This window comes from Paenibacillus sp. sgz302191, from assembly GCF_057749925.1.
The window spans coordinates 236,340-248,557 of the sequence record NZ_JBYLHY010000011.1; the positions used below are offsets into that span (position 1 = coordinate 236,340).

The window sequence follows — 12,218 nt, forward strand, 5'->3', positions numbered from 1 at the left end:
TTTTCCCTGGCGGGTTCATGAAGCCGGGGAATTTTTGTATCGTTAGGCAGCGATGATTGACAGATCGGGAGGTGCTTGGTTTGTTCCGCAATTTGAAAGAATCGCTCAGTGTGCGCACGATCCGCGGCAAGTTTTTTTTATTTGCGACGTATTTGATCCTGATTCCGATGGTTCTGCTCAGCATTACGTTTTACCAGATCGCCGCCAAAAAACTCGGCTCCAATGCGATGGACCACGCGACCGCTTCGCTGCGGATGGAGGAGCTTTATATGGACCGGGTCATCAAGGAATTGAGCGACCTGACCAACGTTATACTGGGCGACGCGGAAATACAGCGGATTTTGTCCAACAAGTCCGTGGACGATTTTGAGTACATTCTCAATGTCGACAAAGTGACGAAGCTGATGAACGTTTACACGCAAACGAAGCCGTTCATTACGTCTTATTTGATTTATGCCAAACATGGCAGCGAAAAAAAGCAGTTTTACCGGGGGAGCATCGCCGATTCCGTCTTTTTCGGCTCGCGGCACCTGCTGGACCCGGACATGGCGAACCGCTATTACAAGCAGCTGCTGGAGCGCAATTCGCTGCTCTGGATCAATGAGGACCCTTTTGCCGGCAATAATGCGAGCGCGAATTCGAACCGGATGATCGTCGGCAAGCTGCTGAAAAAAACGGAAGGGGATTACGAGAATCTCGGTTTCGTGATGCTGGAGATCGATAAAGCGGTATTTTTTCAGGGGCTGCAATTTTTAAACCAGTCGGAGAAATCGCAAATTTTCGTACTGAACGAACAGGGCGAGCTGCTGTATCATATGCCGCAATTAGCCGGGGAGCAGGAGAGCGGGGCCGCTCAAGTGCTGCGCAAGTTCCATCTGACCGAATCGGTCACGAGGCAGAAGCTGGGCTGGAACGGGAAGACGTATATCGGCGCCGCCATGACGAACGAAAGAACCGGCTGGAAAATTGTTAACATGATCGAATACAACAAGTTGTTTGAGGATGCGAACGAAATCGGCACGATTACGATCAAAACGTTTTTGTTTGTTTTGCTGATCGGCTGGCTGATTGCGCTGCGGCTCAGCAATTCCGTCAGCCGTCCGCTCCACAGGCTGCGCTCGATGATGGCCGTCAACCACTTGACGTCCGCTGACAGCTACAAGTTCAATACGGCCGATGAAGTCGGCCAGATCGGCGCCAAATTCGTGCGGATGACCGAGGAAAACCAGCGGCTGAACCAGCAGGTGTACGACGCTCTGCTCAAGAGCAAGGAAGCGGAAATCCAGGTGCTGCAAGCCCAGATCAATCCGCATTTTTTGTACAATACGCTGGAGGCGCTCAACGGTTTTGCCGTTGCCAACAATCAGCCGGTCATGAGCGATGTCATCGGGGCGTTCGGCAAATTTTTTCGCATCACGCTGAGCAAAGGGAACGATTTGATCACCGCAGCCGATGAGCTTGAGCATGTTTCCGCCTACGTGAAAGTGCAGCAGTTCCGCTTCAAAGACAAGTTCGAATGGATTTCCGAAGTGGACGAGGGCATGATGGCGTATTTTGTGCCGAAATTGATTTTGCAGCCCCTTGTGGAAAATGCGATTTATCACGGCATGAAGGACAAGACGGGCATAGGCATGATTATGCTGACCGGCGAATGGGCGGATGGCGTGCTGAAATTTCATATTACCGACGACGGGCAAGGGATTACGGAGGAAAGGCTGAAGGAAATCAGGGATTCGCTGAGAGACGCCCAACCGGGCAAAATTTACGGCTTGAAAAATGTGCACGACCGGCTGCGGCTCCGTTTCGGCGAGCAGTTCGGGGTGCAAATTTCCGGCGAGGCAGGGGCCTATACGACCGTATCGGTAACGATGCCTGCGATTGCGCAGCATAGCTTGCAGCAAGCAAAGTATGTGACTGGAGGCGATGGAAATTGATCAAGGTCATGATCGTGGATGATGAGTTCTATATACGCGAAGGACTCAAAAAGGCGGATTTGTGGGACGAGTTGGCGCTCGAGTGCGCGTGCGAAGCGGAAGACGGCGAACAGGCGTGGGACGTCTACCGCATCGTAAAGCCGGATATTGTGCTGCTGGACATCAACATCCCCAAAATGAACGGTATGGAGCTGGCCCAGCGCATTCGCGCAGACAACGAGGACATCCCGATTATTTTTCTCACCGGATACGACGAATTCGAGCTGATGAAAGAAGCGATCTCCCTGCAAGCGTCCGATTATTTGCTCAAACCGGTGATCCGCGACGAACTGCATGACGCGCTGCGCAAAGCGAAGCACCGGGCGCTAAAGCGGGCGGGCCAGCATCAGAACCTGGACCGTTTGCGGCAGCAGGTCGATTCCTACAGCAAGGCGGCCTACGAGCAGTGGATGATCGAGCTGCTGCAGCAGCGGCGCCCATTGGGCGAATGCTTGGCTTTGCTCGCTCCTTTGGGCATACATTTCGATGATGACAGCTGTTACGCCGTAATTTGCAGTGAGTTGGATGATTGCCAGCCGCAAACGGACGGTCATCAGGGCCAGGATTCCCAGCCCAGCCGGTATGCGTTCCGCAAGCTCGTTGAGCAAGCGCTGGAGTCGTTTGAGCGTGTACATATTTTGAATGACAACTCTTGCAGAGTCATTGTCTGGGTCGTTTGTCCGGAAGCCGGCAGCGACAGCTTGAGCGGAATTGCCAGACGATTGCGCAGCGTCTTCGGCGAATGTTTGAAAGCGGAGGTCAGCATCGGGATCAGCAGCCAGGTCAAGGGGGTGGGGCAAGTTCATACCGCCTATATCGAAGCGCTGCGCGCGGTCGAGTACAAGGCGATCGTCGGGTGCGGGCAAACGATTCCGTATTCGTCCATTCGCCTAACGGTGTCGCCGCCTAACCGGCTGCTCAACAAAGAGCTGTATTTGCTGAGCGAGATGCGGGCGGGCAATGATGGGAACGTTTTGAACGTTTTTCGGGAATGGTCCGAGGAATTGCGGGGAATGTCCTGGAGCGAGGTGAAGCTGGTCGCTTCGCATCTTATTTTGTTCGTCATGCGGCTGTTCAAGGAAGCCGGGCTGCGAAGCGAGGCCGTTTCTTACGCCAGCCCTTTGATGGATTTGGACAACTGCCGGACGCTCGGCGAATTGCTTGACTTTATGACCGCTTATATGGCCGAGGTCAGCCGGATGATCCGCCAGTCCCGGGAAGTGCCGGCGCACAAGATGATCGAACAGGCGAAGGCGTGGATTCGCTGCCATTTGTCCGAAGACCTCAGCTTGGTCAATCTGGCCCAACACCTGAATATTAGTCCGAAATATCTCAGCATGCGGTTCAAACAGGCGACGGGCGAAACATTCGGCGAATTCTCGACGCGGATCCGGTTCGAACGAGCCAAGGAGCTGCTGATGGACCCTTCGCTGAAAATTTTGGATACGGCCGTACAGGTAGGCTTTACGGATACGAACTATTTCAGCATGGCGTTCAAGAAGCATATCGGCGTGACGCCGACGGAATACCGGAAGCGGTTTTTATAAAGTTTGTATGAAGTTTTATGAAATCATCTTACCAAAACAAAGAGCATGAGGACATATTCGATTGTCCGCGCGGACGCTCCTTCCCATAATAAAGAGGTAAGCCAAAATCAGTCTTATGAAGAGGGGAGCCATCTTATGAAAAGTAAAAAATGGTTCATCACGGCTGTGCTACTGGCGTTGTCCGCTGCCCTGACGGCGTGCACCAGTGCCCCGGATTCCAAGGGCGCCTCGGGACCTGCGGGGACGGCTGCGGTGAACCCCAAAGAGGTTGTGAAGCTGAAGTTTATGTTCTGGGGCAGCAACGAAGAGAAGAAAGCCGTCGAAGTGATGGTCAAAGCGTTCAATGATAGCCATCCGAACATCCAGGTGGCGGCGGAGCACGTGCCCGGCGATTACACCACGAAAATCAACACGCTGATGGCTTCCAACGAGCTGCCCGATATCGCCTATTTGCCGGACTCCTTCGCTTCCAAATGGGGAGAAGAAGGCAAACTGCTCGATTTCACTCCGTATTTAAAAGATTCGACAGAGCTGCAAAACCGGCTGCCGGCATCGTTTTACTACAGCGCACCGGGCAAGGTCGTAGGCAATGCGACGGCCGCCGAGGTGATGGTGCTTTATTACAACAAGGATTTGTTCAAGGAAGCGGGACTTGAGCTGCCTCCGGCCGAAGCCGGCAAGGCGTGGACATGGAACGAATTTGTCGAGGTTGCCAAAAAATTAACGAAGGACAAGAACGGCAAGACCGCGGCCGATCCCGCTTTTGATCCGAAAAATATCGTGCAGTATGGCTTTTCCTTCGGCGCCGACCGGGCGAGCTGGGGCCCGCTCATGGCGAGCAACGGCGCGGGCATCACGGACCAGACAGGCATGAAATATACGATGAACAGTCCCGAATCCGTAGAGGTGTTCCAGGCGCTGCAAGATTTGCTGTTCAAGTATCACGTCTCGCCGGATTTGGTCCAGCAGCAAAATATGCCGGATAACTACGTGCGGCTGCAGACGCGCAAAGTGGCGATGGTACTGGACGGCACCTGGGCCCAGCTCGATATTTCCAGAGCGAAAATCAACTACGGCATAGGCGTGCTGCCGAAATTCAAAGAGCCCAGAACGACTTACATCGCAGGCGCGAGCGTCGTTTTCGCGAATACGAAGCACCCGAAGGAAGCGATGGAGTTTTACAAATTCCACAACAACCCGGAGCAGGTCGACCTCTACAAAATCGGCTTGTGGATGCCCGTGGAAACGAAATATTATACCGACCAGGCGGCGATTGATTTGTGGACGAAAAACGATGTTCATCCCCCTGAATGGAAAACGGCGGCCATAGATTACGCTTTGAAATATTCGGTGAAATCGCCCACTTCCGATTTGAAAAATTGGTCGGAGATGAGCACCAAAATTACGCCTGCCCTCGATATGATCTGGACGAACAAAAAGCCGGCCAAAGAGGTGCTGGACGGGCTGGAAAAAGACGTGCAGCCGCTCCTGAAAGGGAAGTATGCGGATAAATAACGGGACATAAGGAGGTGGAAACGTGCGGGGCAAAGTATCGGGCATTTCGCGAATGGAAAGAAACTGGGGCCTATTATTTGCGCTTCCGCCGATATTGGGACTCATCTGCTTTACGCTGTATCCTGTGGCTGCTTCGTTTTTTTACAGCTTGACGGATTGGAGCATCGGAAGCGATTGGCATTTTGTCGGCCTGAACAATTATAAGACGATTTTTACGGCCGATCCGCTGTTCAGTCAATCTTTGTTCGTAACGAGCTACTACGCTCTGGGCAGCGTGCCTGTCATGCTGCTCGCCGCCTTTGCCGTAGCTTTTCTATTGAACCAGAAAGTCAGGGGATTGGCGATTTTCCGCACGATATTTTATTTGCCGACGATCGTTCCCGCCATTGCCAATACGATGCTCTGGATCTGGATTTTCAACCCGGACTTCGGCCTTGTGAACGCCATGCTCAAATTAGTCGGGCTGCCCACATCGCAATGGATTTACAGCGAAACGACGGCCATTCCGTCGCTGATCCTGATGAGCTCGTGGGGCGTAGGCAACTCGGTGCTTATATTTCTGGCCGGCTTGCAGGCCGTGCCCGCTCATTTGTATGAGGCCGTCGAGGTCGATGGCGGCAGCCGATGGCACAAATTCCGGCACATTACGATCCCCTGCATGACGCCGACGATTTTTTTCAACCTGGTCATGTCGCTGATCGGTACGTTCCAGGCTTTCAACCAAGCTTACATCATGACGCAGGGAGGCCCGAACAACGCAACTTTGTTCTACGTGTTCTACTTGTTCCGCAAAGCGTTCACGGAATCCCGGATCGGCTACGCATCGGCGCTGGCGTGGATTTTGTTCATCATCATCATGGTATTGACGCTGATCGTGTTTAAAACTTCGAACAAATGGGTTCATTACGAGGAAGGGGGGAGACCGTGAGCCATACGACCGCAGGTGCAGCCGCAGGAACGGCTATCCGTTACGGGAAACGGTTTTCCCTGATCAGGCTTTGGATCTATGTCATTCTGATCGTCGGCAGCGCCGGCATGATGTTCCCGTTTTTTTGGCTGCTGCGCAGCTCCTTGATGGATAACAGCCAAATTTTCGTTTTTCCGCCGCAGTGGATTCCCGATCCGTTCAAATGGAGCAATTATTCGGAATCGCTGACCGCCGTCCCTTTTTTTCAATATTTGAAAAACACGTTGACGATCGAGCTTTTTACGATCTCCGGCGTGATGATTACGAGCATTATGGCGGCTTACAGCTTCGCCCGCTTGAGATGGCCGGGGAGAGATTTTATTTTCGCCGTACTTCTGTCGACGATGATGCTGCCGTATGCCGTCACATTAATTCCGACGTTCATGGTGTGGAAAAGCGTCGGGGGGCTCAACACATTCCTGCCTTTAACCGTTCCGGCCTGGTTCGGCGGCGGCGCCTTCAACATATTTTTGCTGCGCCAGTTTTTTATGAGCATTCCTAAAGAGCTGGACGAAGCCGCATATATGGACGGGGCCAAACCGTTCACGGTGCTGTGCAAAATTATTGTGCCGCTGGCCAAACCGGCGATGATCGTCGTGGGCATCTTCACGTTCATCGACGTTTGGAACGATTTTCTCGGGCCGATCATTTATTTGAGCGGCAATGAAAAGTTTACGCTGGCCCTCGGCCTGGCTACGTTCAAAGGGCTGTATAACGCGCAATGGGGTTATCTCATGGCTGCTTCCGCAGCGATCGTAGCTCCGGTACTGGTGCTGTTTTTCGTGGCGCAGCGTTATTTTATCGAAGGCATTACGTTAACCGGAATTAAAGGCTAGCCGCCGGAAGACGCTTTGCTACTACAAGGGAAAGAGAGTTGATTGCGATGGAAGCCTACAGGCTGCAGCGGGTTCGGGAGCAATTGCAGGCGCAGAACCTTGACGCGCTTCTCGTGACGCATGCGATGAACCGCAAATATTTAACCGGTTTTACGGGTTCGGCCGGTTTTGTTGTCATCACGCAGGACAGGGCGGTGTTGTTTACCGATTTTCGCTATACCCGCCAAGCGAACGAGCAGGCTGGGCTGTACGAGGTGATCCAGCATGGAGTGAAAGCGATCGATTCGATCCATGAACTGCTGGTGTCGGAGCAAGTGGGCAGACTCGGATTCGAGCAAAACGACGTTTCGTTCGGCGCGTACACCGCCTACAGGGAGAAGTTCGCAGACATCGAAATGGTGCCTGTCAAAGAGATCGTGGAACAGATCCGCGCCTATAAAGACGAGGGCGAACTGGAAGCGATCCGTAAGGCGGTGAGCATTACCGACCAGGCTTTTGCGGATATTTTGAACATTATGAAGCCCGGCATGACCGAGCTTGACGTTTCCGCCGAGCTGGAATATTCGATCCGCAAGAGCGGCGCGCCGTCCACCGCCTACAACACGATCGTAGCCTCCGGCGAACGCTCCGCCCTGCCGCACGGCCTCGCAAGCGCCAAGAAGCTGGGTACGGGCGAATTCGTCACCATGGATTTCGGGGCGCTATACGGCGGGTATTGTTCCGATTTGACGCGAACCGTCTTCATCGGCAAGCCTGACAAGAAGCACATGGACATTTATGACATCGTGCTTGAGGCGAACAGGACGGTGCTGGCCGGGATCAAGCCGGGCATGTCCGGGAAGGAAGCGGATTCGCTCGGCAGGGATGTCATCGCCAAATACGGCTACGCGGACCATTTCGGACACGGGCTCGGACACGGATTCGGCCTGGAAATCCACGAGCCGCTGCGGCTTTCGCAGACAAGCGAAGATATTTTGCAGCCGGGGATGGTGCTTACGGTCGAGCCCGGCATCTATATTCCGGGTTTCGGCGGGGTGCGCATCGAAGACGACATTTTGATTACGGAGACGGGCATTGAAGTGCTGACGAAGTCCGACAAAGCGCTCATTGTTCTGTAACCGCCGCATGGCGGGCCGCTAAGCAAAGAGGTGACGGAAAGACGATGAACCATCATACGGCAGACGTTGTAATCATTGGCGGCGGGATTATCGGGATGGCAATAGCCTACTATGCGGCACAGCGCGGCATGGACGTAATCGTTGTGGAGCGCGGTGAAATATCCGGGGGCACATCGTCGCGCTGCGACGGCAACATTTTGGCGATTGACAAAGACCCCGGATTCGACAGCCGGATGTCGCTCAAATCCCAGGAGCTGGTCGCCGGGCTGGCGCGCGAGCTGGACGAGGAGTTCGAATACCGGGCTCCCGGCAGCATTCTCGTCTGCGAAACCGACGAAGAGATGGCCGCCGCAGAGCGGTGGGTCGCCCGGCAGCAAGCTGCGGGGCTGCCGTTCCGCATGCTGGACCGGCACGATTTGCGCGACGAGTGGCCGCATTTGGCCGACGATTTGCCGGGCGGTTTGGAGTGCGCGACCGACTCTACGGTCAATCCCGTGCTGCTGACCTACTCGCTCGCAACGACGGCGCAGCGGCTCGGTGCGCGGATGCTCGCGCATACGCCGGTGACGGCGATTCTGCTCGATGCCGGCCGCAAAGTCCGCGGCGTGGAAACCGCGAACGGCGTTATTCTGGCGCCGACGGTGATCAATGCGGCCGGCATATGGGCGAAGCAGATCGGCGCCATGGTCGGCCTCGACATTCCGATCGAGCCGCGGAAAGGGCACATTTTGGTATCCATGCGCTCGCCGAGCATCGGCCGCCGCAAGGTGATGGAGTTCGGCTATTTGATCAGCAAGTTCGGGGGAACGCGCAAAGTCGACCCGGACGTCGAAAAATACGGCGTCGCCCTCGTGTTCGAGCCGACGGCGTCGCAAAATTTTCTGATCGGCAGCAGCCGCCAGTTCGTCGGCATGCATACGGGCATCGACCCGTATGTGATCCGGCTGATCGCCGAGCGGGCGATCCGCTTTTTTCCGGCCATCCGGGATATCCCGATGCTGCGCGCCTATGCGGGGCTGCGGCCGTGGACGCCGGATCATCTCCCGATCGTATCCCGGGTCGACGACATCCCGGGATTGTACATTGCCGCCGGGCATGAGGGCGACGGCATCAGCCTCGCCGCCGTAACCGGCAAGCTGATCAGCGAAATGCTGTGCGGAGAGCCGACCTGCATTCCGGCCGAGCCGCTGCATTACAGCCGTTTTCAAAATAAAAGCGAACATCAGGTGATTTTATGAAGCTGTCCAAACTCGTAACGACGATCGATACGCATACAGGGGGCAATCCGACCCGGACGGTGACGAGCGGCGGGCCCAAGCTGTACGGAAATACGATGAAAGACAAAATGGTATACATGTCCGAGGCACACGACGATTTCAGGCGCGCGCTCATGTTCGAGCCCCGCGGGCATGAAGTGATGTCCGGCTGCATATTGACCGAGCCCTGCGATCCTTCGGCGGATATCGGCGTCGTCTTCATCGAAACCGGCGGCTACTTGCCGATGTGCGGCCACGATACGATCGGCGTCTGCACCGCCTTGATCGAAGGCGGCATATTCCCGCTGGATAAACGGGTGATTCGGCTCGATACGCCGGCCGGTCTCGTCGTGGCCGATCTGGATATCGAGAACGGCAAAGTGAAGCAGGTCGCGTTCACGAACGTTCCTTCTTTTTTATACATGAAAGAGGTGCCCGTTCCCGTGAAGGGGTTCGGCGACATTGCCGTCGACATTGCTTATGGCGGCAATTTTTACGGAATCGTCGATGCGAGGCCGCTAGGTTTGCCGCTTGAGCCGAATAACGCTTCCGCCATTATTCGATTGGGCATTCAAATCCGGGATGCCGTGAACGCCGTGCGGGAAATCGTGCACCCGGAAATACCGGAGATACGCGGTTTGACTCATATCGAGTTCTATAGCGACCCGGCTTCGCCATCGGCCCGCTGCCGCAATGCCGTTGTCATTCCGCCCGGCGGCATCGACAGATCCCCGTGCGGCACCGGCACTTCGGCGAAAGCGGCGGTCTTATATGCCAGAGGCGAGCTCGGATTGAACGAGACATTCTTGCACGAAAGCATTGTTGGGTCGATGTTCGCCGCAACATGCCTGCAAGAAACGAGCGTAGGCGGTTTCCCGGCGATCGTTCCGCACATTTCCGGTTCGGCCTGGGTTACCGGGCTGCACCAGTTTGTTTTTCATGACAAAGACCCGCTGAAAAACGGATTTTTCCTGCTGTAACTGCCGGAACCGACTTTGGGAGGCTGGACGATGGAATTCAATAAGCTGTTTACAACGATCGATACGCATGCCGGCGGGGAGCCTCTGCGTATCGTAACCGGGGGCATCCCTTACCTGCAAGGGAGCAATCAATGGGAGCGGGCCGACTGCTTCCGGCGGAATTTCGATTCGATCCGTTCGTTTTTAATGGCGGAGCCGCGGGGGCACCACGGCATGACCGGGTGCGTCATTACGCCCCCGGCTTCCGCAGACGGCCATTTCGGCGCGCTGTTCATGCATAACGCAGGCTTCAGCGCGATGAGCGGGCACGGCATTATCGCCGCCGTCACGGCGCTGCTGGAGACAGGCCGGCTTCATCCGGGCGAAGCGGAGGCGGCGGATAAGGCGGATAAGGCGGATAAGGTGGATACGGGCATCCGCATCGACACCCCGGCTGGCCGGATAACGGCTTACGCGGTGTGCGAAGGCAGCGAAGTCGCATCGGTATCCTTCGATAACGTGCCTTCATTCGTCTATGCGGCAGACGTTCCCGTTGCCCTGAACGGTATGGATTTCAGCGTGGATATTGCGTTCGGCGGCGCTTTTTACGCGATTGTTGAAGCCGGCGCGCTGGGCGGGCTCCGGCTGCAGGAGAGCGAGCTGCCCGAATTGCAGCGGTGGGGACGGCAGCTGAAGCGGGAGATCGAAGCCCGCATGCACATCGCGCATCCGCTTGAGCGGCATTTGACTGGGCTTGAGGGCGTCGTGTTCGCGGATTCGAACAACGTGCGCCGGCCCGGTTCGAATTACCGCAGCGTGACCGTGTTCGCAGGCGATCAGTTCGACCGCTCGCCCGGCGGGACGGGAGTTTGCGCCCATATGGCGGCGTCGGTTCATCGCGGCAAGCTGAAGCTTGGCGAAGCATGCGTGTACGAAGGAATCGCAGGCTCGCAGATCACCGGCGAGGCCGTCATGGAAACGAGCATAGGAACGCGCCCCGCGATTATTCCGCGAATCACCGGCAATGCGTTTATTACAGGCTTGCTGCAATTTGTCGCAGACCCGGCCGATCCGCTGGCCGAAGGTTTTTTATTGCGCTAACCTTTGCGCTTTAAAAATAAACAAATGATCCATGGAGAGGAGCAACTGCAATGACCCGTTTTGAAGGCGTCTATGTCGCCATTGTCACACCGTTTACGAAGGAATATGAGGTGGATTTCGGAAGGCTGCATGAACTGTGCAATTGGCTGATCGATCAAGGAGTTCATGGCCTGGTACCGACAGGCTCGCTGGGCGAATATGCGACGCTTTCGGGCGACGAGCGCGCCCGCGTTGTCGAAACCGTCGTCAAGGCCGCAGCAGGCCGGGTTCCGGTGGTACCCGGTTCCGCTGCTCCATCGACGGCACAAGCCGTCAGTTGGGTGCGCCACGCGAAAGAAGCGGGGGCCGCGGGCGTGATGGCTTTGCCGCCGATCAATTACAAGCCTTTGAAGCACGAAGTGTTCGCCCATTATGAAGCGCTGTCGAGCGTAGGGCTGCCAATAATCGCCTACAACAACCCTCACGATTACAAAGTCGATATGACGCCGGATTTTCTCGCCGAGCTGTCCACAATCGAAAACGTCGTTGCCGTCAAAGAGTTTTCGGGCGACATTCGCCGCGTTCACGATATTTTGGCCAAAACGGACCTGGAAGTGATGATCGGCGTCGACGATCTGGCGATGGAAGGCCCGCTTTTCGGCGCTACGGGCTGGATATCCGGCGTTCCCAACGCGCTGCCCAAAGAAGGAGTCGAGCTGTTTCAATTGGCGCGAGCGGGGAAAGCGAAGGAAGCCCAGGAGCTGTACCGCTATTTGCTCCCTTTGTTCCACTTTGACGCAAGCCCGCAGCTCGTTCAATCGATCAAATACATGATGGAGCTGTCCGGATTCCCCGTAGGTCCGACCCGCCCGCCGAGACTGCCGCTGCCGGAAGCCGACTATGCGCAAATCAAGCAGGCATACGAGTATGCTGTCAACCGGAAGTAACATATGAACGAGGAGGGAAT

Annotated in this window: 10 protein-coding genes; all 10 read left to right on the top strand. The window is 55.6% G+C overall.

Annotation, left to right across the window (positions count from 1 at the left end):
* The first annotated feature begins 80 nt into the window (after positions 1 to 80).
* The 10 genes from AC3G2T_RS17885 to AC3G2T_RS17930 all read left to right on the top strand — a co-directional run bounded on the left by AC3G2T_RS17885 (position 81) and on the right by AC3G2T_RS17930 (position 12,198).
* A complete protein-coding gene (locus AC3G2T_RS17885) occupies positions 81 to 1,934 on the top strand; it encodes a sensor histidine kinase (protein WP_474681151.1) in 1,854 nt (617 codons plus the stop codon).
* Positions 1,931 to 3,520 (top strand): response regulator, encoded by a 1,590-nt coding sequence (locus AC3G2T_RS17890; RefSeq protein ID WP_474681150.1) that lies wholly within the window; start codon positions 1,931 to 1,933, stop codon positions 3,518 to 3,520. Before AC3G2T_RS17885 ends, AC3G2T_RS17890 begins: the two co-directional genes overlap by 4 nt.
* A 135-nt stretch (positions 3,521 to 3,655) precedes the next feature.
* Positions 3,656 to 5,035, top strand: coding sequence for an ABC transporter substrate-binding protein (locus tag AC3G2T_RS17895; RefSeq protein WP_474681149.1), 1,380 nt, complete (start codon positions 3,656 to 3,658; stop codon positions 5,033 to 5,035).
* Between the two features lie 52 nt (positions 5,036 to 5,087).
* Positions 5,088 to 5,963 carry a carbohydrate ABC transporter permease gene (locus AC3G2T_RS17900; RefSeq protein ID WP_488436414.1) on the top strand — a complete coding sequence of 292 codons (876 nt, stop codon included), beginning with the start codon at positions 5,088 to 5,090 and terminating at the stop codon, positions 5,961 to 5,963.
* Positions 5,960 to 6,838, top strand: coding sequence for a carbohydrate ABC transporter permease (locus tag AC3G2T_RS17905; RefSeq protein WP_488436403.1), 879 nt, complete (start codon positions 5,960 to 5,962; stop codon positions 6,836 to 6,838). Before AC3G2T_RS17900 ends, AC3G2T_RS17905 begins: the two co-directional genes overlap by 4 nt.
* A gap of 47 nt (positions 6,839 to 6,885) precedes the next feature.
* Positions 6,886 to 7,956 (top strand): M24 family metallopeptidase, encoded by a 1,071-nt coding sequence (locus tag AC3G2T_RS17910; protein WP_488436404.1) that lies wholly within the window; start codon positions 6,886 to 6,888, stop codon positions 7,954 to 7,956.
* Between the two features lie 44 nt (positions 7,957 to 8,000).
* Entirely contained in the window at positions 8,001 to 9,194 is a 1,194-nt protein-coding gene (locus AC3G2T_RS17915) for an NAD(P)/FAD-dependent oxidoreductase (RefSeq protein ID WP_474681146.1), read from the top strand.
* Positions 9,191 to 10,192 carry a proline racemase family protein gene (locus AC3G2T_RS17920; protein ID WP_474681145.1) on the top strand — a complete coding sequence of 334 codons (1,002 nt, stop codon included), beginning with the start codon at positions 9,191 to 9,193 and terminating at the stop codon, positions 10,190 to 10,192. The genes AC3G2T_RS17915 and AC3G2T_RS17920 overlap by 4 nt, the downstream gene beginning before the upstream one ends.
* 30 nt (positions 10,193 to 10,222) lie before the next feature.
* Positions 10,223 to 11,272, top strand: coding sequence for a proline racemase family protein (locus AC3G2T_RS17925; protein ID WP_474681144.1), 1,050 nt, complete (start codon positions 10,223 to 10,225; stop codon positions 11,270 to 11,272).
* 50 nt (positions 11,273 to 11,322) lie between these two features.
* Positions 11,323 to 12,198 (top strand): dihydrodipicolinate synthase family protein, encoded by an 876-nt coding sequence (locus tag AC3G2T_RS17930; RefSeq protein WP_474681143.1) that lies wholly within the window; start codon positions 11,323 to 11,325, stop codon positions 12,196 to 12,198.
* The last annotated feature ends 20 nt before the right edge of the window (positions 12,199 to 12,218 follow it).

Bases quoted from the DNA above. Each gene is read 5' to 3' on its own strand.
- AC3G2T_RS17895 (WP_474681149.1), top strand. From the start codon at position 3,656: ATGAAAAGTAAAAAATGGTTCATCACGGCTGTGCTACTGGCGTTGTCC.
- AC3G2T_RS17900 (WP_488436414.1), top strand. From the start codon at position 5,088: ATGGAAAGAAACTGGGGCCTATTATTTGCGCTTCCGCCGATATTGGGA.
- AC3G2T_RS17910 (WP_488436404.1), top strand. From the start codon at position 6,886: ATGGAAGCCTACAGGCTGCAGCGGGTTCGGGAGCAATTGCAGGCGCAG.
- AC3G2T_RS17915 (WP_474681146.1), top strand. From the start codon at position 8,001: ATGAACCATCATACGGCAGACGTTGTAATCATTGGCGGCGGGATTATC.
- AC3G2T_RS17920 (WP_474681145.1), top strand. From the start codon at position 9,191: ATGAAGCTGTCCAAACTCGTAACGACGATCGATACGCATACAGGGGGC.
- AC3G2T_RS17925 (WP_474681144.1), top strand. From the start codon at position 10,223: ATGGAATTCAATAAGCTGTTTACAACGATCGATACGCATGCCGGCGGG.
- AC3G2T_RS17930 (WP_474681143.1), top strand. From the start codon at position 11,323: ATGACCCGTTTTGAAGGCGTCTATGTCGCCATTGTCACACCGTTTACG.